32 protein-coding genes and 1 pseudogene are annotated in these 23,446 nt (G+C 38.7%); all 33 read right to left on the bottom strand.

Annotation, left to right across the window (positions count from 1 at the left end; translation table 11 throughout):
- Positions 1-11 precede the first annotated feature (11 nt).
- The gene (gene hsdR, locus G592_RS0103575; protein ID WP_036951678.1) at positions 12-3,254 is read right to left on the bottom strand and encodes a type I restriction-modification system endonuclease; all 3,243 of its coding nucleotides are present in this window, start codon (positions 3,252-3,254) and stop codon (positions 12-14) included.
- Between the two features lie 252 nt (positions 3,255-3,506).
- Positions 3,507-4,616, bottom strand: coding sequence for an HNH endonuclease domain-containing protein (locus tag G592_RS15565; protein ID WP_051194741.1), 1,110 nt, complete (start codon positions 4,614-4,616; stop codon positions 3,507-3,509).
- Between the two features lie 6 nt (positions 4,617-4,622).
- Positions 4,623-4,916, bottom strand: a complete 294-nt coding sequence (locus tag G592_RS0103565; RefSeq protein ID WP_242830142.1) for a nucleoside triphosphate pyrophosphohydrolase — start codon at positions 4,914-4,916, stop codon at positions 4,623-4,625.
- A gap of 122 nt (positions 4,917-5,038) precedes the next feature.
- A complete protein-coding gene (locus G592_RS0103560; RefSeq protein ID WP_028246592.1) occupies positions 5,039-5,332 on the bottom strand; it encodes a helix-turn-helix domain-containing protein in 294 nt (97 codons plus the stop codon).
- A 9-nt stretch (positions 5,333-5,341) separates the two neighbouring features.
- Positions 5,342-5,668: a type II toxin-antitoxin system RelE/ParE family toxin gene (locus G592_RS0103555; RefSeq protein WP_015549273.1), complete on the bottom strand. Its 327-nt coding sequence runs from the start codon at positions 5,666-5,668 to the stop codon at positions 5,342-5,344.
- Between the two features lie 231 nt (positions 5,669-5,899).
- Complete coding sequence (locus G592_RS0103550; protein WP_028246591.1) at positions 5,900-6,886, bottom strand: helix-turn-helix transcriptional regulator; 987 nt, start codon at positions 6,884-6,886, stop codon at positions 5,900-5,902.
- An 86-nt stretch (positions 6,887-6,972) separates the two neighbouring features.
- Positions 6,973-7,203: a hypothetical protein gene (locus G592_RS0103545; protein WP_015549271.1), complete on the bottom strand. Its 231-nt coding sequence runs from the start codon at positions 7,201-7,203 to the stop codon at positions 6,973-6,975.
- 1 nt (position 7,204) lies between these two features.
- The gene (locus G592_RS0103540; RefSeq protein WP_028246590.1) at positions 7,205-7,585 is read right to left on the bottom strand and encodes a hypothetical protein; all 381 of its coding nucleotides are present in this window, start codon (positions 7,583-7,585) and stop codon (positions 7,205-7,207) included.
- Between the two features lie 82 nt (positions 7,586-7,667).
- Positions 7,668-8,144 carry a GNAT family N-acetyltransferase gene (locus G592_RS0103535; protein WP_028246589.1) on the bottom strand — a complete coding sequence of 159 codons (477 nt, stop codon included), beginning with the start codon at positions 8,142-8,144 and terminating at the stop codon, positions 7,668-7,670.
- A gap of 115 nt (positions 8,145-8,259) precedes the next feature.
- Complete coding sequence (locus G592_RS0103530; protein ID WP_028246588.1) at positions 8,260-8,472, bottom strand: hypothetical protein; 213 nt, start codon at positions 8,470-8,472, stop codon at positions 8,260-8,262.
- 15 nt (positions 8,473-8,487) lie between these two features.
- Positions 8,488-8,799 (bottom strand): TfoX/Sxy family protein, encoded by a 312-nt coding sequence (locus tag G592_RS0103525; protein ID WP_028246587.1) that lies wholly within the window; start codon positions 8,797-8,799, stop codon positions 8,488-8,490.
- 16 nt (positions 8,800-8,815) lie between these two features.
- The gene (locus G592_RS0103520) at positions 8,816-9,121 is read right to left on the bottom strand and encodes a cytochrome c biogenesis protein (protein ID WP_028246586.1); all 306 of its coding nucleotides are present in this window, start codon (positions 9,119-9,121) and stop codon (positions 8,816-8,818) included.
- A 6-nt stretch (positions 9,122-9,127) separates the two neighbouring features.
- Positions 9,128-9,496: a YccF domain-containing protein gene (locus G592_RS0103515; RefSeq protein WP_028246585.1), complete on the bottom strand. Its 369-nt coding sequence runs from the start codon at positions 9,494-9,496 to the stop codon at positions 9,128-9,130.
- Between the two features lie 10 nt (positions 9,497-9,506).
- Entirely contained in the window at positions 9,507-10,142 is a 636-nt protein-coding gene (locus G592_RS0103510) for an MBL fold metallo-hydrolase (RefSeq protein WP_028246584.1), read from the bottom strand.
- Positions 10,143-10,477: 335 nt separating this feature from the next.
- Positions 10,478-10,885, bottom strand: coding sequence for a putative toxin-antitoxin system toxin component, PIN family (locus G592_RS0103505; RefSeq protein WP_028246583.1), 408 nt, complete (start codon positions 10,883-10,885; stop codon positions 10,478-10,480).
- Complete coding sequence (locus G592_RS0103500) at positions 10,885-11,184, bottom strand: type II toxin-antitoxin system RelB/DinJ family antitoxin (RefSeq protein WP_028246582.1); 300 nt, start codon at positions 11,182-11,184, stop codon at positions 10,885-10,887. The genes G592_RS0103505 and G592_RS0103500 overlap by 1 nt, the downstream gene beginning before the upstream one ends.
- 214 nt (positions 11,185-11,398) lie before the next feature.
- Entirely contained in the window at positions 11,399-12,118 is a 720-nt protein-coding gene (locus G592_RS0103495) for an NUDIX hydrolase (RefSeq protein ID WP_028246581.1), read from the bottom strand.
- Positions 12,118-12,798, bottom strand: a complete 681-nt coding sequence (locus tag G592_RS0103490) for a hypothetical protein (RefSeq protein ID WP_028246580.1) — start codon at positions 12,796-12,798, stop codon at positions 12,118-12,120. The genes G592_RS0103495 and G592_RS0103490 overlap by 1 nt, the downstream gene beginning before the upstream one ends.
- 236 nt (positions 12,799-13,034) lie before the next feature.
- Positions 13,035-13,280: a hypothetical protein gene (locus tag G592_RS17490; protein ID WP_196801823.1), complete on the bottom strand. Its 246-nt coding sequence runs from the start codon at positions 13,278-13,280 to the stop codon at positions 13,035-13,037.
- Between the two features lie 203 nt (positions 13,281-13,483).
- A pseudogene (locus G592_RS0103480) lies at positions 13,484-13,801 on the bottom strand (carboxymuconolactone decarboxylase family protein); the annotation flags it as partial.
- 67 nt (positions 13,802-13,868) lie between these two features.
- The gene (locus G592_RS0103475; protein ID WP_028246577.1) at positions 13,869-14,198 is read right to left on the bottom strand and encodes a putative quinol monooxygenase; all 330 of its coding nucleotides are present in this window, start codon (positions 14,196-14,198) and stop codon (positions 13,869-13,871) included.
- Between the two features lie 13 nt (positions 14,199-14,211).
- Positions 14,212-14,754 (bottom strand): flavin reductase family protein, encoded by a 543-nt coding sequence (locus G592_RS0103470; protein ID WP_028246576.1) that lies wholly within the window; start codon positions 14,752-14,754, stop codon positions 14,212-14,214.
- A gap of 21 nt (positions 14,755-14,775) precedes the next feature.
- The gene (locus G592_RS0103465; protein WP_028246575.1) at positions 14,776-15,390 is read right to left on the bottom strand and encodes a TetR/AcrR family transcriptional regulator; all 615 of its coding nucleotides are present in this window, start codon (positions 15,388-15,390) and stop codon (positions 14,776-14,778) included.
- Positions 15,391-15,608: 218 nt separating this feature from the next.
- A complete protein-coding gene (locus G592_RS0103460) occupies positions 15,609-15,824 on the bottom strand; it encodes a hypothetical protein (protein ID WP_028246574.1) in 216 nt (71 codons plus the stop codon).
- Positions 15,825-15,954: 130 nt separating this feature from the next.
- Positions 15,955-16,296, bottom strand: coding sequence for a hypothetical protein (locus G592_RS15560; protein WP_051194740.1), 342 nt, complete (start codon positions 16,294-16,296; stop codon positions 15,955-15,957).
- 308 nt (positions 16,297-16,604) lie between these two features.
- Positions 16,605-17,228 carry a Fic/DOC family protein gene (locus tag G592_RS0103450; protein ID WP_028246573.1) on the bottom strand — a complete coding sequence of 208 codons (624 nt, stop codon included), beginning with the start codon at positions 17,226-17,228 and terminating at the stop codon, positions 16,605-16,607.
- A complete protein-coding gene (locus G592_RS0103445) occupies positions 17,221-17,397 on the bottom strand; it encodes a hypothetical protein (RefSeq protein WP_176757607.1) in 177 nt (58 codons plus the stop codon). Before G592_RS0103445 ends, G592_RS0103450 begins: the two co-directional genes overlap by 8 nt.
- A gap of 268 nt (positions 17,398-17,665) precedes the next feature.
- Positions 17,666-18,187, bottom strand: coding sequence for an adenylate kinase (locus tag G592_RS0103440; protein ID WP_028246572.1), 522 nt, complete (start codon positions 18,185-18,187; stop codon positions 17,666-17,668).
- A gap of 71 nt (positions 18,188-18,258) precedes the next feature.
- The gene (locus G592_RS0103435) at positions 18,259-19,461 is read right to left on the bottom strand and encodes an MFS transporter (RefSeq protein WP_028246571.1); all 1,203 of its coding nucleotides are present in this window, start codon (positions 19,459-19,461) and stop codon (positions 18,259-18,261) included.
- Positions 19,462-19,507: 46 nt separating this feature from the next.
- Complete coding sequence (locus tag G592_RS0103430; protein ID WP_028246570.1) at positions 19,508-20,254, bottom strand: alpha/beta fold hydrolase; 747 nt, start codon at positions 20,252-20,254, stop codon at positions 19,508-19,510.
- A gap of 116 nt (positions 20,255-20,370) precedes the next feature.
- A complete protein-coding gene (locus G592_RS17910) occupies positions 20,371-20,499 on the bottom strand; it encodes a hypothetical protein (RefSeq protein ID WP_278244617.1) in 129 nt (42 codons plus the stop codon).
- 31 nt (positions 20,500-20,530) lie between these two features.
- Positions 20,531-20,683 carry a hypothetical protein gene (locus G592_RS17485; RefSeq protein WP_155942149.1) on the bottom strand — a complete coding sequence of 51 codons (153 nt, stop codon included), beginning with the start codon at positions 20,681-20,683 and terminating at the stop codon, positions 20,531-20,533.
- A 108-nt stretch (positions 20,684-20,791) separates the two neighbouring features.
- On the bottom strand, positions 20,792-23,428 hold the full coding sequence (gene ppdK, locus G592_RS0103415; protein ID WP_028246569.1) for a pyruvate, phosphate dikinase: 2,637 nt from the start codon (positions 23,426-23,428) through the stop codon (positions 20,792-20,794).
- Positions 23,429-23,446 lie beyond the last annotated feature (18 nt).

Below are 23,446 nucleotides of genomic sequence, written 5' to 3'. Positions count from 1 at the left end.
TCTCCTGTTTTTTATTGTGCTGCATACATTGCGTCATTTATTTCCGCAATATAATCTTCCAGCTTATTATCAAAGGCTTTATTTACAACATTGTAACCACCTTTATTTTTAAATGCGGCTGAATCAAATGTCTCTCGATTCAATACAGTCTCTTTTAATAACTGAGCTTCAATTCTGTCTAACCAGCCTAACTGTATTTTAGTAAGCTCTGGGTGGGCCTTCTTTACCTTTGCTAATGCATTATGGATTCTATCTTCCTTGCTAATTAATGCATCACCGATACTCTGCTGTCTAATAAAACTAATAATATCCGCTGCAATGTCCTCGTTTGTCATACTACGCCAAGCAGTTTTCAGCATGGTTTCGTTGAAATTATTCTGATCAAGTATCAGTTTCAATTCCTTCAAAGATTTTCTAGTCAGATCTTGAGGCTTTGTCTTAACTATCTTAAGAGCAGCTATTTCATTTACATGCGTATTTATGAAATCATAAAACTCTTTAAGATAATCCTCCGGCTTTGTTGCATCGCCATAACCACGTGAATGCTCTATAAGTTCATCCGGCTTATCGCTGATTACCTTTCCACGCTCCCTAGGCATACGCTTTACATATTTAAATGCCTCACGGTTCTTTTTTATTAATTCTTCTGCCTGTTTAGCATTACTCTTCTTAAGCTGAGCAATAAACTCATCTGGATCAAACCCAGTTGAAAACTCAAATTTTTCACAGTTTTCATCGCTCATTCCATTCTTATTACGACGCATTTTCGCAATAAGAATATCAACCTGATTCTCTTTTTGAGATTCTGTTTCCAATGAGTCAAATCCATCAATAATATCCTCAAATGTAGTTTTATTACTAACTACAAGAGGCTTCATGTTTGTTACTGGCTCAAGTGCATTATAAACGCCTACTGCATCATAGATCTCAAAGTGATCTTTTCCGATGTCATCGCAGAGTCTTGTTGCGCGTCCAAGCATCTGCTCAAAGAGAATTCTAGACTTAATACGTCTTAAGAACACAAGATTTACAATCTCTTCAACATCGATACCTGTTGTTAATAAATCCACCGTAACAACAATGCTTGGGAATGTGTCATTTTTAAACTTACGAATAACTTCATTTATTCGTTTTTGATTACCGTTTTCAATAGAACCAGTAATCTTCATAATTGCCTCTGAGCTAACTCCCTGCTTTGAATAGATATTTTGCAAAATATTTGTAACCATATCTGCATGTGCATCATCCACAGCAAATATAAGAGTCTTTCCTGGTGCATTTGGATCGATATCTTTTGCTATCTCTTCTAGCACTGTTGTATTAAAATTTTTTGTTACTACTTCTTTATTAAACTTATCTACTTCAAATATTAAGTCATCATCCAGCTCAGCTGAATTCAATATTTGTTTTGTGTCTGGATCATAAATAGGCACAGTTGAACCAGCTGCAAATTTAATACCATCTCTACTAAGCTTTGTTCCAATAATATGTGGTGCATCATGATCTACAAGATATCCGTCAATTACGGCTGTTCTGTAATCGTATGTATAAACTGGGGCACCAAATATCTCGGTAGTCTGCAAAGCTGGAGTGGCTGTAAGTGCAATCTTTATGGCATCAAAATAATCAATTACAGAACGATACTTACTTCTGTAATCCTCCTGATCTCGATAAAGTAATTCTTCATCAGCCATTTCTCTATCAAGAATATAACCACGATGCGCTTCATCAACAATAATTAAGTCATAATCTGTAGAACCCAACTTCTGATCAGACTCATCATAAAGTACTCGTTTTACAAGGCTTTGAACCGTACAAATGTGTACTTTTGTATCTTTATCAAATTCCTTATCTTTTAATTCTTTAACATCATAAATCTGGTTAAGTGTAAGCAAGTCTTTCAACTTAACCTCTTTAAATGTATCCATAGTCTGCTCACCAAGTGAGTTTCTATCTACCAAATAAAGGATTCTTTTGAATCTTTTTGCTGTGAGGAATCGGTAAACCATGCCTAAAACAGTTCTAGTTTTGCCAGTTCCAGTAGCCATTGCTAAAAGAGCAGTCTTCTTATGGTCTTTTATAATTGCATCTTCTGCAGCCTTTATTGCCTCAATCTGATAATATCTCAAATTTAATCCATCAGGATTCTCTAAATCGTCAAAGCCAGTATGCTCTAGTTCGTCATTAGCTTCATCAATATCCATCTGCAAATCAAGAACTAACTCTTCTGGTCTTGGCCATGCTGCAACAGCTGATGGAACATTATATGGCTGTCTTGTATCTAATCCCCAGATGCCAGACTTTTCCTTATACTGTTCCAAATATGGACGACCATTAGTTGCATATACAAATGGCACAAAATACTCAGCATATTTCTTCAGCACATATGCTCTATCCTGCATACGGATATTCTTGGCATAGTCTTTTGCCTGGACATTCAGAGCGCCAAATACATCTGTATCCATCTTTTTAGCCTCAATGATTCCAACCATCTGCTCTCCAATAAAAAGAGCATAGTCAGCAAATCCCTTATTCCCAAGACTACTATCAGTAGGCCACTCAGCAATTGCTAAAGAACGCCCTTTCTCTGGACGACTACCTTTTGAATATCTGATATTAGGCGTATCTACTTCCCACCCTGCAAGGCGCAATTGCTCATCAATCAATTCTCTTGTCTGAGCCTCAGACAAATGAACTGATTGAGCATTTTTGAACGCACTACTCTTTCGGTTAGAATCAGACTTACCTTTCTTTCTGATATTCTCAATTTCAGCCTCAAGCGCTTTCAATTTCTGTTCAAGTTCATCATTTTCTTTAGAAAGCTCTTCATTTTGAACTGCTACATCGACAGGCTCAACATATGGCTGTGGCTCAAAAGTATAATCTCCATAAGTCTGCATAAACCAAACACCGACATTAAAAGCCAATTGAAGGTTATCTTTTGCCTTTTTCTGATTATCCAAATCATTATGTGATGCATCGTTTCTAGTTTTTCTTATGACATACAATGCATCATCGATATCTTTTGGAAGTAAGCCATTATATTTTAAAAGCTTTATTCTATTAGCGTGGGTATTATCATAAGTTGGCTCAGCTATTCCATCATAAGCCAACATATATTTTACTATTCGTTCAGCAAATAAGCCCTGCTTAAACATCGAACCGTTTGGATCTGAATAAACATAAGCCTCAGCTAACTCACCAGTTTTACTTAAATCTTCCCAATGAGATTTTAAAAATGTAAAATTGCTCATGTACATGCTCCTTCTCATAATTATTTATTATCAGAACATACCTATGTATATCTATTACTCGTCTATCCATTTAGTAAATAACTTATCTAATAATATAGACAATCAAAATATATTTCTACATCAGGGTTAACCGTGATATAGCATATCAGTTTATTATCTCAGATATATATTGAGATAGGTCAGCTTTATCGTCTTTTGTATCATACGTTTCCTTGAAGACATCAAAATCTTCAGTAGTAAAATGCTAATCACCTATATATACTTCCACTCCCCAAACCCACAGTTCTGAGCAGACTTATAAACCGGAAGAATCACTGCCTCCAGTTCCTTTTCAAATCGTTCGTATTCAATATCAGATTCGTATATACGATATCTTAATCTATCATCATTGAAATGCTTCTTTGCGCATTTCTCAAACTCTTTATGCACCACATCATACTCTCGCATCATTCTGTATGACTGATACTCTAACATCGCCAGGCGTATAAAATATGTGTTCCAGTCTGGCAAATTATTGCTCTTCGAGCTATTAATGCTTTTCGTGGTAGGATTCAGGTTCCACATCTCATCATGTGCCACGTACGACCATGGCACATGATGATCTATAGAAATATCCTTCGCGGTAAGAATGTTCTCGCCATAAATCTCCTTCACTGGCTCTGGAGAAACCGCCAAAATCAGCTTCCAGTATTTCTTAACATCATCCAGCTTTCTTTCCTGTGGTGGATATAATTTGTCTGCTATGCCAGGCACGTTTGGATTTCTTCTTTGCAGATAGAGAATCATATTGTACTCTAGCCAGCCTCGTATTATCTCTTGATTTTTCACGAAATAGTTAACCCATTCATCCTTCACAACGATTCGTGATGACAGGCCATTAATTCCCAAGAAGTAATACATAATATGACTGTGATTATTAATATTCTCCATAAGATTATCTTTTGGAACATCCCAGGCTTTACCTTTTATTCCTGGCATAAAAGGAGCCTGAAGGCGATAAGGTACATTGAGTATCAATGTCCTCTTCTTTGAAATGATTTCTTTATCTTTTGTTTCTGATAGATACGCTAAAAGGTCGGACTTTTTGATGCTGGATTTAAAGCTAGGATTTTTCTTTTGGATGAGCTTTACAACATCCTCCAGAGTATCCTTTGGCCCTAGGTTCAGACAGTACTCTGTACCCATATACCAAGCATTCGCAATCATATCATCCACAAGCTCTTTGAATGATATTTCATTGGTGCCAGCAATTACCTTTTCAAGAATCGCTTTGAACCAAAAGAATTTGTAGCACTCGCTAGTATTATCAAAAAGTCTACTAAGATATTCTATATGAAGTTCATCAGAATAAGGCAGAACCATCAGCAATTACCCCTCCCAATAGATACGATCTTTAAAAGCTCCTCTAGCTTCGCACTTCTCTTTACGAATCTTTTCTAGCTCCTCTAAAGAATAGCCTCTAGCTACACATATAGCATTTAGTACCTCTAGTACATCAGCCATCTCCTCTATGGATTTGTCCGCCTGGTATTCTGCCACTTCCTCATTAAGTTTTATATCTAATTCCTTTAAGTATTCCTCAATGGATAAAGTCCTAATTATAGGGCGCTTTCCATCGTCCTTAATTATCTGAGGAATCTTGTCCCTTACTAATTTCCCCAATATATTTTCCCCTGTGAATTTATTGAGCAAAACGCTAGTAAAATTATAGCATAAAAGCCGGATTTATGGGGCTTATTTTATTCGTCCCCCATCGGCGAAGCCGATTTCCATCCTTCCTTAAATTAGCTATTTTTCTTTATGGATAATGAATACCCCATGGAACTCAAGTATCTAATAATAGTTTCAATTGTTCCGCCTGTCCCATTCTCCATTCTACTCACAGCCTGCTGAGATAACCCGCTCAATTTGCTAATATCCTTCTGAGTAAGACTATTCATTTTTCTTGTATTAATCAACTCTTGCTTGAATGCCATTTCTGCTTTAAATAATTCATGTTGCCTCATCAGCTCTGGATCATTTTCTATAAGTTGATCTATAATTTTCTTTTCTTTCTTTGCATCACTCTTTACTAACATTCCAACCTCCTACATAAGACCTTCACGCTTTGCACGCTTAATTGCCTTATCAATTTCTTGTTTCTCTGCTTTACCCTTCTGTTTCTTACATATATGTAGAAAAGCAACTCCTTCACTATCTATAATTACATACATAATTCTTGTTTGAGATGCCTTAATCTCCCAAAGCTTCCCTCGCAACTGTCGAGTATTTAATTTTTCAAAGGCATCTAAACCAGATTCTCTTATTTCATCGCGGATATCATATATTTCTAACTGCTCCGCTTTAGAAAGTCCATCAATATAATCTACGATTACATTTTTACCTCCGGAAGTTTGATAATCATAAATTTCCATTACATTGCTCCTATCTGTATAATACATCAATTTTGATGTTTTTTCAACGAGCTATGAATTCCAATATTTATTACAGCTTCGTTGGTTCATCAATCTTTATTGTACATATGACAGTGGAGATAAATTGGACTACTCAAAGTCTTGGTTTTACTGTGTTTTTGCATCCAAAAAAGCAGCACTCAGTCAATTAAGACCAAATGCTGCTCATATATAATTCACATAGATTAGTTATTAAACTGTTAATCTATTTTGAAGTTCAGTCTTATACATATCCACCACTGCATCTGGACCAATAATGGCTACATCCTTTCCTAGACTGAATATCCATCCGAAGAACTGTAAGCTAACAGCCACATCAACTGCTATCTTGCTTCTTCCTTCTCCCGCTGGACGAATAGTAATATCTTTACCAAATCTATCAATAAAAATTCCCACATTCTCATTCGGGAATTCAATATGCACTTTCTTAATCTCTCCTCCAAACATTGAAAAGTTTTCAAGTGCATACGTTGTCATATCAAAGTTCTTGAAGTGCTCCTCGCCCTTTCTTTTTTCATCCGCAACAGAAAGCTTTATCATCTTATCTACACGATAATGCTTAACCTTATCTTCTTCAGAATCATAAGCCACCAGATAATAATTTTCATCCGCCCAGATAAGAGCCCAAGGGCTTACCCTATACTTCTTGCCTTCCTTCTTCGGCTCCAGCTTCTTATCCAAGGTCCAGGCACAATACAGGAATTCTATCTGCTTATTGTTCATCAGAGCATTATGAATAGAGTCCACTGAATAATAGATGCTCTCATTCATGGTCTTGATTCTGTCATTTACATAGACCTGTCTTTTCAGCTGCTTAGCCTGGTACTCACTGACGAACGTATTCATCTTTTTAATCAGCTGATCTGATTTGCTTTTAGATATAAATTTAGAAGCCTGAATTGCATCGATAAGTAGCTTAACCTCTGCTAATTCAAAAGCACGACTGCCTACATGATATAAAGTCTCTCTGCCCACAGTCTCTTTTATAACTTCAATTCCAAGATCATTCTCCATAACCTTGAAATCATCATAAAGACTCTTTCTCTCAGCAGTAATTTCGTACTTCTCTAATTCCTTTATAATCTGTGCCAATGTAAGACTATGCTCATCATCAGTCTTCTTCTGCATGATTTTACATAGATAGCTTAGCTTTAGTTTTTGATTTGCCCCTTTTGCCATAAAAATACCCCTGTGATAACTATCGTTAGTATATCACAGAGGGTAATTTATGGTACAAGATTCACTAAAAATCCTTATTAATCAACCTATTTGGCTACTGTCTTCCTCTTTAAAATACGCTCTTCTAAATCTTTAGGAACTGATTTTCCTGTTCCTAGATATACGATAGCCTTGCGAATATCTCTACTAGCTGCATCATTCTCATTCTTTCCATCAAAACTCATTAAATCTATTCCTAGACGCTCAGCTTCTTCATACATCTTTTCACGACTTTCTATCTCTTCTGCTGTAGGTTGAACAAAATCACGTTTTCTCATATCATTCACCTCCATATACAAACTTCAAACCGACTTTTCTACAAGTGCGCAAAAATTCTTTTACACTGCTTCCTTCAAAGTTTTCAAATAATTTTTCATAAAAAACCAGAGATGCAGCTTTATCATAATCATCTGTCTTAATTAGAAAAAAAATCCTTCCATTATTACCAATCACAGACATCATATATATTGCATCTGCAGTCATAAACGATCGTAAATCAACCTCGGAAAAACAAGTATTTTGTGGATGATTATGAAGGAATATCAAACTATTCTTAGGTGAATATTTCATCTTCATCATAGCATCCGCATTATTCTTCATAGATATACTATTTTCATTTCCCTTAATAAGTATATCGGACCAATTGGATAAATCTATCAAAATTCCAACTTCATTACTATCATTTTTATGCGCGGTTTATTGGACAGTAAATCACATATATTTTCCTTGATTTTATGCGGTTTTATAACTCTTTTCTAAAGAACCTATTCATCGTGCTATGCACAACTGCCTTTGGCCGTTCAATCTCTACATACCCCTTCTTCTCATAAATATGAATAGCAGCCTGCAGGTTATCATGTGTTTCCAGATAGGAAACCTTGTATCCTGCCTCGCGCATCTTCTCCTCAACAAAATCAATCAGTTCATATCCAAGACCTGAGCCCTTCGCTCCATCTGAAAGGTACAACTTTTGAAGTTCCGCAGTATCTTTCATAGGTTCAAACCTGGCAAATCCTATACCACCAATCACCTGACCGCCATCATCCTCAATGACATAGTATCTGCGCTCATCATTGTTGTAAAAGTCGCTCAGATGGTCCAAGCCCTCATCAAAATATACCGTTCCAGGGATATCCAGCCCAAGAGCCTTTAGATTATCGCGCACAAGCGCAGCTACTGCTGCATTGTCCGCTTCTGTAATCTCTCTGCAGTCAATCATCTTCTTCTCCCAAACCACCTAAATCTACTTCTAAAACCTCACCCCACACTTTGGGCAATAATCAAAATCTTCAGCTGTCTCATAGCCACAATTACTACATAAAAAACATAAGCCTCTAATCTTCCTTAAAAATCTCATTATCCTTATCAAAGAATACCCAGTCGCCTTCATTGATATCCTTGGCCAGCAGCTCTGCATCCGCCACCTCCATATCAATCTCCTGTCCTGTCTCGTCACGTAAGCGAAGCAACACTTGCGGCAGATAACCCGCTGGCCGCTCCTCGCAGCCATAGTCTGCTTCCTGGATTCTTTTTACAATGTACTTCAAGCTAATTCCTTCTTTCTACTTTTTCTTAGGTGCTGGCAGTTCATCTACCATCGCATTAAATAACTCATGCAGGAAATCTCTGTTATCTATATCCTCCACCAGCAACATTTCCTTCGCTCCCTCATAAGGCAATTCTCGAGAAGTTTCTGGCATCATAATCATGGCAGATTTTGTCGGCTTCACAAGAAATCTATCATCATAGATTCCACCTACAATCTTCCCCTGAAAATAAATGATGTACTCACCCATCATTGCCTTGTATGTGATATCATCCAGTGATGACAGTTGCTCTAAGACATATTCTAAGTACTCTTTGCTTGATGCCATTTATTCGCCCCCCACGTTATTCTAACCTAATTGCATTAATTACCGGCTCCTCATATGGATGAACCCGCCTGATAGCTTCAACCGTTTTATCCTTGTTAGCATCCTCTACGTTAAACTCTACTTTCAGCTCTGGCTCCTCACTCCACTGACCCTTCTGGCCAACTGTAGGATTCGAGCCTTCATCTGAGAACCATACGCCTGTAACAGGATAGTAAGACAAACATCCCCTGTAATTTCCTATATGACCTGCATCCACTTCAAGCAATGCCTGGCGAAGTTCCTGCAGTGATTCTTTTGGTATGAAAGTTTCAATTTTGTACATGCTAAGTTACCCCACCTTCACAACTCTGGCTCCAAATGGTGCAATCGCAAGCTTTGCAATCTTGAAAAACTGCTTACCAAATGGAAACCCGATAATTGTAATACATAGCAATATTCCTATTAACGCATTGCCGATAGCAAGCTCCAACCCTGAAACAAAAAACCAGATTATGTTCAGCAGGCAAGACACAGCGCCGCCCTCATCTACCACATCTTTTCCAAATGGATTAAGTGAGATTGATGAAAGCTTAAAGCACTGTACACCTACTGGAATGCCAATAATTGTGATGCACCACAATGCTCCTGCTAGCCACCAGCCTATGGCACTGAGCAAACCGCCGCATATTATCCAAATTACGTTTCCGATGAATTTCATGAAGCCCCTCCTATATCCTTACTTCAACCTTTACAGGCGACTTTACTAACCTAGAAAACTCTTCTCCCGCATTCTTAGAAGTTCCAGTTATCAGACCATAATGAACAGGAATAGCCACTTCTGGTGCAATTGTATTGATTAGTTCAGCTGCCTTCTTTGCATCCATAGTATAAGTTCCGCCAACTGGCACTAGGGCAATATCGCAGTTTACGGCTTTAGCCTCTTTAGTAGCATCAGTATCTCCCGCTACGTAAATACGTTTTCCATCTACAGAAATGATGTAGCCAACCCAACCAGCACTCTTTGGATGAAATGGTTTTAAAATATTGTAAGCAGCAACAGTTTCAAACCTTAATCCATCCACATCATAGTTCATTCCTGGATTGACATATTCTATTTTGCCAACAATTGCTGAAACTTCTGCTGCCTTTCCTTTCATCTTCTCAGGAACAACTAACACTGTATTCTTATTAGCGACCTTTTCAATGGCTTCTGGCGAAAAGTGATCATAATGGTCATGAGTAACTAATATAAATGCAGCATCACGTGGTGTTTCATCCATCTCAAATGGATCTACATAAACCGCCCTGTCTCCAACATCAATGCAAATACTGTTGTGCTTAAATACTTTAATCTTTTCTGTCATTATTGCCCCCTTACTTATGTTTTGTATAAGGGTATTGTACTTCTTTTCAAAAAAGAAAGCACCAACCAAAGTTGATGCTTTCGAAAGTTCATATTGATGCAAATTTGCACAGAATAGATTGGTTTCTTGTCAAGCTAGGTGTTTTTGGTGTGGATTTGCACTACCATAAGTCATTATTATCCCTCGCTTATTCTGCTTTTATTATATCATTATAGTTAATGCATTGGTGCTACCAATTTTCCAGTGAGGCTATATCGCGCAATGTAAAATCCAAAAATTATTCAAAAAATAAGGACCTACAGATTTTTAATCTGTAAGTCCTACTCTTTGTCATGTTATTTAATTATATCCAAAAACTCTCTTGGTGTTAGAATAAAAGGCTCTATAGGAAAATGCTTTTTATTTCCTGTAACCAAATACGAATTATCATCTCTCTTTTCCATTACTACTTCATAGAAAGGAAGATCTTTCATATCTGGAAGTATAGTATTTGTAGGTGATGGTGTAACATTCAAACCATATTTTTCAACAGCAGCCAATAAGTAGTTAACTGTCTCAGGTGAGAACTTAAACTTTTTTCTGGCCAAAACTTCCCTATATTCACTCATTATTTCTTCACTATAAACAGGTACTATCTCACCCTGAATCATTTTTGAAATAATTTGAACTGTAGCCGAATCATCTCTACTAGAAAGAAGTGCAGACACGAATACATTCGTATCAATTACTACATAATATCCCATTAACTATTAGCCTCCTTGCGAGCAAGGCTAATCTCTTTATTTATTTCTTCTAAACTCATATCAGAGACACCATTAGCTTTAGCCTGATTACGAAGATCCATAAAAGCTTGCATTGCTCCCTCTCTTGTAATTTCAGCTGATGACGATGCTATTTCAAATGGAATTTTACGTTGTCTAACAACAGCTCTTGCAAATACATTAATTGCTGTAGTGGCATTCATGCCAAATTCCTGACACAGACCATCAAATTGCTTTTTTAATGACTCATCCATACGAACACTAAAAGTTGCCTGTCCCATATCATAAACCTCCAATTTGTAAGCTATAGTATATCACTACTCTGATTGTATTTTACATCCACAAGCATAAATCTGTCAAGTTTTCGAACCTATTGGGTGCATTTCCATTGCGTTTTGCACCTAATTTAATATTCATTCCACGATATTACTTATTCTTCACCTAACAACTCATTTTCATATTCATTTTCAGGGATGGTCCCCTTGCTTTTGTACTTTACTTTCTTTTCTTCCTTGTTCCATTGACCAAACCAAGAATCATTCCCAACATCATTCCTGTACACATACATGTGCCAATCTTGTGAGTGGTAATTCCAATAGCCATTCCAAAAAGCATACCCATAGACATTCCTAAAGACATACTCTTAGCCACATTCTCTTGATTACTAACGTATTTACGAACTATCTCCAGCCCACCCATAGGAACGCAGAACTTCTCATCCCTCGGTGGTTGGCAAGCCTGATACACTTCCTCCAGGTCAAACCATTCCACGCTATCCAGTTCTTCCTTCTGGATAGTAAGTTTATCAATGTCTACATCTTCATCATACACATATACAAATGCAATCTCATTGTCCCTGAACATCTTGCCGTGAAATTCCTTCTCATACTGAATAGGAAATGTTCCTGCAAAATTCAAATCATCTGCATCAGCCTGAATACCAAGCTCCTCAGAAAGCTCCCTAATTGCAGATTCCAACGGCTCATCACCCGCCTGGATATGACCAGCTGATGAAGTATCATATCTGCCTGGAAAAGAGTCCTTGTTTAATGCTCTCTTCTGCAAAAGTACCTCTGTTTTGTCTCCATTGTCACGAACCACCCATATATGAGCAGTTCTGTGTCTAACACCTTCAGCGTGAGCCTGCGATCTAGTCACTGTCTCACCTGTAGGCTGTCCCTTTTCATCTACGATGTCAAAAATCTCTTCTGTCATTATAATCCCTTGCCTACCTGTTCTCTTATTAATGAAATAACTGCTGCCTCCAACTCAACCACTTCATCCTGAACATTTTCCTTAACTGGCTGGAATTGCTCTGGCACAGTGAAATCAAACGCAGTTTTAAAGCTCTCTTTAGGAAGCTTTCCTGCAATAACCTTCGTAAGTACAATTGCAATCAGAAAATCACCAATTGCTGATGCATGTTCGCCATCTCTAAAATATAAATCAACGTCAGATGAATTTAAAACTTCACTCCATAACTCACCAATTGGTGCAAGCCTAGCATCAAGCTTTGTCGCAAGGCTTCTGTATCTACGGTTCATCTCTATCTGATTTTCTGGCTTTGCCTTCTCAGCCCAGGTCTCAAAGATAACTGGCACTGTCCCCACCCGTTTGCAGAGTTCCACTATCTTTGTTGCGTACTTTATAGTGTCTTCCTCTGCAGGCATTGGATGCGCCTGTTCCTGAATAACACAGTAATCATATTTCCCATGTAAAATATTAAATCGCTCCGAGAAATACTCTTCTTCCATATGCCACCTTAGTGATCTACCTGAATAAGCTAGCATGTAAACTTCACAAGCTTCTCCTGTCGCATCTTCTATCATACGTCTGGCAAGCTCTGGCATGTCATTCATGTATGTATGGCTGTTGCCTATGAATAAAATTTTCATTTCGGTTGTCTCCTCTAGTTAATGCCACTTCTTTATTTGCATTCAATTATACAAAACCTAAAGCCAAATTAAAATAATCCACACATATCATTAATTCACCGCTTACTGAAGATATTATTAAAAGAACCATTGAAACTTACCTACTAGACAAAAAGGTATAACCACCTCCCATATCAGCCCAAGATTATACCTTCACAGAAAAAAAGGAGCCCGCCACAAGGGCAGGCTCTAACAATTCAATTATTTAATTCTTCAAACTGGAAGTTATCGAGCTCCTTCTCTAACATAAGAACCTTACAAACTGCCGATTTGCCTACATCTTCAATAAATTCATGACCAATGTTGTCATGATATCTTTTTCTTCCGGATTTGATTCTGCAATCATAAGTGTAATAGCAATTATAAATTTTTGGTTTTCTACCTCCAGAACTTTTGTCGGAAATACCGACAGAAGTCTCATCAAGCTCTCCTTCAGAATGCAATAAAAACACTTAATGATAATCAAAAAGAAAAGCTTTTGGCTACAATTAAAATATGGAAACAATAAAGAGCAGCTATCTCGATTTGAGATAACTGCTATGTAGCGCTCTACCATCTGAGACACACCCCGTAAAGTAAATGGCTGCAAAGATTACTCCTTGCAGCCTTATATATTTTAGCGAGTAATCTCAGCAACAGGCTCATTATAAACTTCTTTTGCCAGGTTAAATACAGCCCACGCCTTTGGCCATCCCGCATAAAAAGCCACATGTGTGATAATAGCAGCCATCTCCTTTTGTGATACACCATGATTTTTTGCATTCATAATGTGATATTTCAAACTGCTGTCAGTAATTCCCTGAGACATTAATGCCACAACTGTAATGATACTCCTCGTCTTTACATCAATATCCTGATTATTCCAGTTCTCTCCAAATAAAACATCATCATTAAAATGCGCAAAGTCTGGGGCGAATTCTCCAAGCTGTTCTCTTCCTGCTGTCTGTACTATCTTTTCACTCATGTTCCTCACTCCTTCTAATCAATCTCTAATCCTGATATCCAATTTTTTATCTCATTTTGCACATCTCTTATTTTCTTATAAAATCAGCATCCTTGTCTGGCATGCTTGTATCAGATACGTATCTTTCCACCGTCATATGAAGATCATATTTTTCACGAAGGTCCATTATTGTTTGCATCATAGGTGAAGCATGATGTACATCAATAGACTCCTGATCTTCCCAGCTGTCTATCAGAAGGATAGTCTCAGGGTCATCGAATGACTGATAGTACTCATACCTGAGATTTCCTGCCTCGTTTCGTATTTTTTCAACAGTTCCGCTTTTTGTCATTTCCTCTGCAAATCTTTTTGCAGCACCATCTGTTCCTTTATAACGTAAATTGACTGTAATACTCATCATAAACCTCCAATCACTGATTCATCTTTGCACAGTTACCAACTTTTTCACCTGTTACAAAGTATTCATATGTAGGGAATTCAAAGAGCACAGGCTTAAATACGTGATAATCAATCTTACCTGCCTCGTTTAAGACAGATTCATCTGCGTAAGTAGCAAGAATCTTTCCAATGAAATTATCAAAATTCTCAAGCTCGTAGTTATAATCCATCTCACACTCAATGGATACCTTTGCATCATCAATAAGTGGGGCACCGTTTTCTCCAACGGTATATTTAAATGCTTCCGACTTATCATCCTTATTTCCTGAGATGACTCCCATTCTGTCAGCTTCCTTAAGCCAAGATTCGTCTACCACATTTACTGAAAACATTTTGTTCTCACGGATACCCTTATTTGTATAGTGCGCCTGAACCATAGAAACCATAAGGTGACTATGTGCCACTGTTCCTGCATGTGCTACAAGTGTCCAATTAGGTTTGCCATCAACCATTGCTCCTACAACGATTACAGGTGATGGATATAATGCAAGTGTTGCTCCAATATTCTTCTTCATTTTAATTCCTTCTTTCTTCAATCATAAGATCAGCTTTAAAAACTGATAAGTCATTTCATAAATTGTCGTATCCATATGAGAGAGCTTTACCTCATCCATTGCAGATATCTGTTTATCTGTAGGATATGAGTATGGGTAGATTCCATACATATATGGGAAGAATGCATATCGTATCTGTTCGCTCTTTTGATTGGACACCTTAAGGTGTTTTTTTAAGCATTCATCAAAAAGTTCTATCGAATTCTTGAAAGTTCTCTTGTAGTCAACAAGAAGTTCTTCCCTACTATTTTCCTCTATCTCATACAGATTCATGGCAGAAATTTTCAGAAGTGTCTTTCGTTCTTCCATAGATTTTGCTATTGCTTGCGCCAAGGAATCTTTATCCATATCAGAGTTTCTTCCGATAATGTTTTTAAGATCTTCATTCCACTTCATATATTCACGGGTCAAAAGTCCTAAAAAGATTTCTTCCTTAGTCTGGAAATAATTGTATATGGAAGGTCTGGAAAAGCTGGTCTCTGTGCTAATAACCTTTATGTTAATGCTCTGAAAGCCCATTGTTTCATAAAGCTTCTCACAGGCATCCATTATTTCCTCTCTTCTTTTATCAATTGTCTCTTTATTTTCTACTGCCATGTTTTTTCTCCTTACATCTTCTTTTCCCACATATCATTGCCCCATGCCCATGCACCAAGTGCGATCTTAGGTAATGCTTTTATCATTTTTATGTACTCCTTTCTGTTGACATCGTGTCAATTGATGATTGCATCATATCACCTTCTTGACACTGTGTCAACTATTATTTGATAAAAAAATAAAACATATTCGCTTGAGCAAAAATATGTTTTATCTTTTTAATATATCTTTTCTATTTCTTCTTTTATATCATACATTTCTTTAAAGACTGCAAGATCTTCAGGAGTTTTAATCAACATTACATCTTCAAATACCCCTGTGGAAATATCTTTAAAACCCGCAACCTGTTCACCAGTGCATATACTAGCCTTAATAACAGGTTTCTTGGTTGATTTATCATATTCTTTTTTCTCAATTTTTTTCTTGAAAAACATAAATAATCGAAAAACCCGCCCTCTCTTCACATAATAAATTCCAGCTTCTTAAATTACTAATCATCATATAAGTTTAATACAAATTGCCTTGCAATCAAATCTCATAATTATTTATGTCAATAAACAGGAATTATATTTCAAAACATGCTTTGACAATTGGCTCTATCGTGATTAAATCCACAAAATCCACCTGTTTATTATAGGTTTCTATCATTGCCCTTACTTCAGAAGTTTTCTTGTCTTCCGGCAGTGTTACAGCTTTTTTATAAAGCATTCCCATCATGGTTTTGTGCTTAAATCCTAACTTTGAATAATCTATTCCACCTCTCAAATGGAAAATAGAAGCTTTATCATATACTTCTGTTGGCAGTTGATTCTTCATGCCCTTAAATGTCTTTTTCATCCCCAGTACTCCGCCAGCATATAATGCACCAACATAAATAATTGTATCGTATAAATTGACGTCTGCCACTTCCTCATATGATTTCAATTCAAATCCAAGACGATTTGATAATTTCACTGCCTTTAATTATACAGAATCCTTAGTCTTCATGAAATACCAAATCTATATTAGTCCCGCTATTCTCTGTTTCAAAACCCAGGCCACCGGAAACGCCTAGGCAAACCCACAAAAAAAGTCCCAGCCCTCGGCAGAACCGAAGGGCTGGGCCCAATACTCAATTATATTTCACTAGCCAAACAACAAAACCGCCAATTACTTGTTAGCGATAGCTGCCTGTAGTGGTGTGCTATCCTACGACACTTTTTGCAACGTTCACATTATTGCTCAGAAAAAGCATCATAAACAATTTTATATAAATACTCTTTTTTGCTAAAATCACTTCCATCAGAAAAGAATGCATTGTATGCAACAAGAGCAGTTCTAACATAGCCAGCATTTTCTTCAAAAAGCTTTCGATTAATCATTATTCCTTGTGCTTCAATGAATTGACAGCAAAAAGTTATTGTAGTTCGAGTATTTCCTTCTCTAAATGGATGAATTTTCCACAATGCCGCTAAAGAATCGCAGAATTGATTTGCTAATTCTTCATGATTAAATGCATCCCATTCTTTTTCTCTCATGTCTTTCAATACATGATGAATATCAGAAACAATATCAAACGGATCAGAATACTCTACAGATTGTCCACCTAAAACATCTTCCTCTTTATAAATCGAAATAGTTCGAGGCGAACCCGCCCAATCAAATATATCTTGAAAGATAACCTGATGCATCTTAAGAAAATGTTCCGTGTGATAATCTCCAGGCAATGGATTAATTGCTACATCTTTTAATCGATATACAACATAATCAGCCTCAGCTTCATCCAGCAATTCTTGAGATTTTATACCAAGAATATTTTTTAGTACAGGAACGTCCTCATAAAGATAAGGATCACGCATTTGTGGACTCCTTCATCTTATATTTCTTATCTAAAAAACGCTTTGCATCCTCCATTGTTACTTCACCACGTTTTTCTTTTTCTATATATTCTTTAAAATCTTTAGTTGGCTCTAGACCGTCTACTTTAATCATACCTATTGCATAATTCCATGCGTCAGCATTAGTCATAATATCCGCCTCCTTTTCTATTATATTTTAACATATATCGGCATATATTTCGATTTATATCCGCGCAGTCTTTTAAATTAGTGTAGAAATACATTTTTACAGGCGAAAACTATTAAACCCGACGCAAGTGCAACGTAAATTTTTACGCCGCATTTTCAAAACTTTAAATATATTTATTTTTTTGAAAGTAAAAAATGGCAGTTATCTTTCGATAACTGCCATATGTAATGTTCATTATTCAATTAAGAGCTGGACAAACTTGAATTTGTTAATCCAAAACGTGTTTTATAGAATCCTCATAGCTTTCGGTGATCAGAGTAATCTTTTCTCCATTAGACTTGCAACCATCTATGACCTGGTGATTGTCTTGCTTCAGCTGTTCGACTGTGCAATAAGAATCATCTAGTCTTGTTTCAATATCTGAACCATGTGACTTTATCTCTTCAAAATGCGTGTCTATATATTCATCTGACATAGCAAGACAGATGAATCTTATCGACTGAAGATACTGTTCACCAAAACTATTCCTCCAATCAAAAGGTATATAGCAGCCTTCAACAATAAGGTTCTGCTCATTCTCAATAGCAGTCTTTATTATCTCTCGAACGATTGGCCAAAGATAGTCAGTAAGTTCATCATCGTCTTCTGGGGTGAGATGAGTAATGCCGCTACGAATAAGTCCCATTTTCAAATGGTCAATTGAAAAATAAGGGTATTTGTATTTCTCAAGCATCCGTTGTGCCAGAATCGTTTTCCCGACATGGGATGCTCCCGTTATAATTATTACCATCTTTACCTCCGCAAACTGGAAGTTGTGCGATTAACTTCCGATATAATGCTCATTCCAACAAACTGGAATTGTTAACACTCTGTCTTATTGCACCGGAGGCATAAAGCATAAAATGCAATCGCCAGAAACTGTGATACCACAGACACAGTGACAAGATACACAGGATTCAAATCATACAGGGCACCGAGAAGCCAACTGCCCAGAAACCACGCAATACCAAATCCTGTCTCAAATATTCCGAAACCGGTGCTTCGCATGGAACGCGGGACGATTCCGCTGACAGCTGCTTTCATAATACTTTCCTGCGCACCCATTCCAATCCCCCACAGAATTATCCCAGCTCCGATCAACCAGGCATTTCCAGTCATAAAAACAAAACATGAGAAGAATGTGCTGCATAGTGTGGAAATGATCAGAGCCTTCAGCCCGACCTTATCATAAAGCCAGCCAAAGAATAGTGCAGCAAAGGCATCCACAGCCATTGCCCCAGCATATAGCAGGCTGAGCATGGATTCATTAAATGCTCCGGTTTTAGCCGAATGAAGTGTGATCAGGGTGAAGTCTGCAAAGCCAAAAGCAAAAAAGCAGATGGCCGCCATGAACAGAACAAATGACTTCCTGAATTCAAAGCTTGCCGGTTTATCTTCCTGCTTTTCAAAGATCTCCGGATCAGGGTATCTTATCTTTGCTGTCAAAACAAGAGCTATGGTGATCATTGCAGGAACAAGCAGTATCGCAAAAGAGATTCTATATGTTGTAAAAAGGTCGTCTGTACCTTTTACAAGAGCTGTTACAAAAAGCAGTACCGGTCCGAGAAACGCGCCAAGCTGATCCAGAAACTCCTGATAGGCAAAGCCTTTTCCGGTTCCGATCTCGCTTGCCGCAAAGCTTACCAATGTGTTTTTGGCAGGCTTTTTTATCGCTTTTCCGATACGCTCCAGGATCACAAGACCGCAGGCCCAAATCCAGCCATGTTCAGGTACGAGTGCCAGTGCAGGAATCGCCAGAGCCTGTATTACATAGCCTGTGATAACAAATGTCCAGTATTTCTTTGTTTTATCTGCTATAAATCCAGATATGAGCCTTAGTGAATACCCGCACAATTCTCCTATACCGGACACAAATCCGATGGTTGCAGCGGATGCCCCTGCGAGGTTCAGATATTCGCCCAATATGCTTCTTGCGCCTTCATGAGTCATGTCCGAAAACAGACTTACGATTCCCATCAGGGTTATAAATGTTATGGCGCCAGACAAAGCCTTTTTTTTATCCATGTTCTACTCCACTAATCCCGATTTGCTTATTTCATTATCCTGTAAGTTATTCCTTCAATTTTTCTCTTACTGCATCAACATACTCATCCGTATGAAAATACAGCATGACTCCATGACCGACATTCGGCCAAATATGTTCTTCATAGTTCTTTAAGTACTTTTTCAAAATCTCATGGGATTTTATGGCATAAGGTTCCTTGCTGCCACACCAAAGATATACTTTTGTTTCGGTCTTGCTGATATCTTCATTCACGCGATATGTATAATTCTCGATAAGATTAGCCTGCATACACTCTTTGCTACTTCCCCAGTACAGTAACGAAAACTCAGCGAGATCTTCTTTGCCAAGTCCCATAAGTTTACTCACGACCTGCATTCGTTTTGAAATCTGTCCGCCGTTTTTCTGCATCTTCAGAAATGCCTTCAGCCCCAGCTTGGCACATATTTTCCCCTGATGCGCCAGATATACTCCGTCGAGGATTGCTTTTTCTATACTAATCCTGTTTCTTGCAAGAAGCTCTGTCAGTACGGTTGCACCCTGAGAAGCGTCCCAAACGGCATAGAGTTCGCCGCCAAGATTCTCCGTAACATAGGCCTCAATCTGCTCACTTTCTTTTGCAAAAGAAACAAAATTCTCTGAACCGTCATAGCATCCGGTCATTGCGGGATATATGACATAATATGTTTCTTCCAACGGTTTAAGCAATTCCCGGAATTTCTGCCAGTCGCAAAGCATTCCGTGCAATGCCAGTATCGTCTTATTCTTTTTATCTCCATATGAATGAAACTTCATTCTTTTTCTCTCCATGGAAAGTTTTACTGAAATATAATTTGCCTCTAAAAATCTCGTTTTGTAAATTTCACTGCCTTTAATTATACAGATTCCTTAGTCTTCATGAAATACCGAATCTATATTAGTCCCGCTATTCTCTGTTTCAATACCCAGGCCACATCTTCCTTATCTTTTAAAGCAGTACTGGATTCTTTTTCTTTTCTACCACTGCCCTTTTCACTTCTCCAGAGCAGTGCTGAATTCATTTTCTCCCTTTGCACTGCTCCAATCTCTTCTCTAAAGCAGTGCTAATTTCATTTTCTTTTCCAGCACTGCTCGAATCGCTCTATAAGGGCAGTTCAAATCATAAATCTCCCAATCTGCACTGCCTGTGCAGCTGTTTCCAGGCAGTGCAAATCCTAAAACCGCCGCCAGCACTGCCCGCGCCACCGGAAACGCCTAGGCAAACCCACAAAAAAAGACCCAGCCCTCGGCAGAACCGAAGGGCTGGGCCCAATACTCAATTATATTTCACTAGCCAAACAACAAAACCGCCAATTACTTGTTAGCGATAGCTGCCTGTGCAGCTGCAAGTCTAGCGATTGGTACTCTAAATGGAGAGCATGATACATAGTCAAGACCAATCTTGTGGCAGAACTCTACTGAAGATGGGTCTCCACCGTGCTCACCGCAGATACCTACGTGAAGGTTTGGATTTACTGGCTTACCAAGCTTAATAGCTGTCTCCATAAGCTTACCAACACCTGTCTGGTCAAGCTTAGCAAATGGATCGTTCTCGAAAATCTTTGTATCATAGTAAGCATTTAAGAACTTACCAGCATCATCACGAGAGAAACCAAATGTCATCTGTGTAAGGTCGTTTGTACCGAAGCAGAAGAAGTCAGCTTCCTTAGCAATCTCATCAGCTGTAAGAGCTGCACGTGGGATCTCGATCATTGTACCAACTTCGTACTCAAGCTTAGCGCCTGCTGCTGCGATTTCAGCATCAGCTGTCTCTACAACAACGTCCTTAACATACTTAAGCTCCTTAACCTCACATACAAGTGGAATCATGATTTCAGGCTTAACATTCCAATCTGGATGAGCCTTCTGTACTTCAAGTGCTGCACGGATAACAGCCTTTGTCTGCATCTTAGCAATTGAAGGATATGTAACTGCAAGACGGCATCCTCTGTGACCCATCATTGGGTTGAACTCGTGGAGTGACTCGCAGATGTTTCTGATTTCCTCTACTGACTTATTCTTAGCCTTTGCAAGCTTCTCGATATCAGCATCCTCTGTAGGAACGAACTCGTGAAGTGGTGGATCAAGGAATCTGATTGTAACTGGGCATCCCTCAAGTGCTTCGTAAAGAGCCTTGAAGTCTCCCTGCTGGTAAGGAAGAATCTTATCAAGAGCAACTTCTCTCTCTTCCTCTGTATCTGAGCAGATCATCTCGCGGAATGCTGCAATTCTGTCAGCCTCGAAGAACATGTGCTCTGTACGGCAAAGACCGATACCTTCTGCACCAAGCTCTCTAGCCTTCTTAGCATCAGCTGGAGTATCTGCATTTGTTCTAACCTTAAGTCTTCTGAACTCATCTGCCCAAGCCATTACTCGACCGAACTCGCCAGCGATAACAGCGTCAACTGTTGGAATGATACCAGCGTAGATGTTACCTGTTGTACCATCGATAGAGATTTCAGACCCCTCTGTAAATGTTGTGCCTGCAAGAGTGAACTTCTTGTTCTCCTCATCCATGTTGATGTCGCCACAACCAGAAACGCAGCATGTACCCATACCACGAGCAACTACTGCAGCGTGTGATGTCATACCACCACGAACTGTAAGGATACCCTGAGCAGCCTTCATACCTGTGATATCTTCTGGAGATGTCTCAAGACGTACAAGAACTACCTTCTCTCCTCTAGCAGCCCATGCCTCAGCATCGTCTGCTGTAAATACAACCTTACCACATGCAGCACCTGGAGAAGCACCAAGGCCCTTACCAAGTGGAGTTGCAGCCTTAAGAGCAGCAGCCTCGAACTGTGGGTGAAGAAGTGTATCAAGGTTACGTGGGTCGATCATTGCTACAGCCTCTTCTGGAGTCTTGTGTCCCTCATCAACGAGGTCGCAAGCAATCTTAAGAGCAGCTGGAGCTGTTCTCTTACCGTTACGGCACTGGAGCATGTAAAGCTTCTTGTTCTCTACTGTGAACTCCATATCCTGCATATCATGGTAGTGATTCTCAAGAGTCTCACATACCTTGATGAACTCTGCGTATGCCTCTGGGAACTCCTTCTCCATCTGAGCGATTGGCATTGGTGTACGAACACCAGCAACTACGTCCTCGCCCTGTGCGTTGATAAGGAACTCACCCATAAGCTTGTTCTCGCCTGTAGCTGGGTCACGAGTGAATGCAACACCAGTACCAGACTCATTATTTAAGTTACCGAATACCATTGGCATTACGTTAACTGCTGTACCCCATGAATAAGGGATATCGTTGTCTCTTCTGTAAACGTTTGCACGAGGGTTGTCCCATGAACGGAATACTGCCTCGATAGCGAGCTTTAACTGCTCTACTGGATCTGAAGGGAAGTCAGAACCAAGCTGATTCTTGTACTCTGCCTTGAACTGCTCTGCAAGTTCCTTAAGGTCAGCAGCTGTAAGGTCTACGTCAAACTTAACACCCTTCTTTTCCTTCATCTCATCGATGAGCTGCTCGAAGTACTTCTTACCTACTTCCATAACTACATCTGAGAACATCTGGATAAATCTTCTGTATGAATCATATACGAAACGCTCGAAAGCTGGATCTGGGTTACCAGCGATCATAGCTGCAACTACTTCATCATTAAGACCAAGGTTAAGGATTGTATCCATCATACCTGGCATAGATGCACGAGCACCTGAACGAACTGAAACGAGAAGTGGGTTCTTAAGATCGCCGAACTTCTTGCCGTTGATCTCTTCCATTTTCTTAACACCCTCCATAGCCTGAGCCATGATCTCGTCGTTAATTTTACGGCCATCCTCATAGTACTGAGTACAAGCCTCTGTTGTGATTGTGAAACCCTGTGGTACTGGTAAGCCAATGCTTGTCATCTCTGCAAGATTAGCACCCTTTCCGCCGAGAAGGTTGCGCATTGACATGTCACCTTCGCTAAACATATACACCCATTTGTTAGCCATTACAATATCCTCCTAAAA

Origin of the sequence: Pseudobutyrivibrio ruminis CF1b (assembly GCF_000424005.1) — a bacterium.
Taxonomy (GTDB): Bacteria; Bacillota; Clostridia; order Lachnospirales; family Lachnospiraceae; genus Pseudobutyrivibrio; species Pseudobutyrivibrio ruminis_C.
This window is presented reverse-complemented; position numbering and strand designations above follow the sequence as displayed.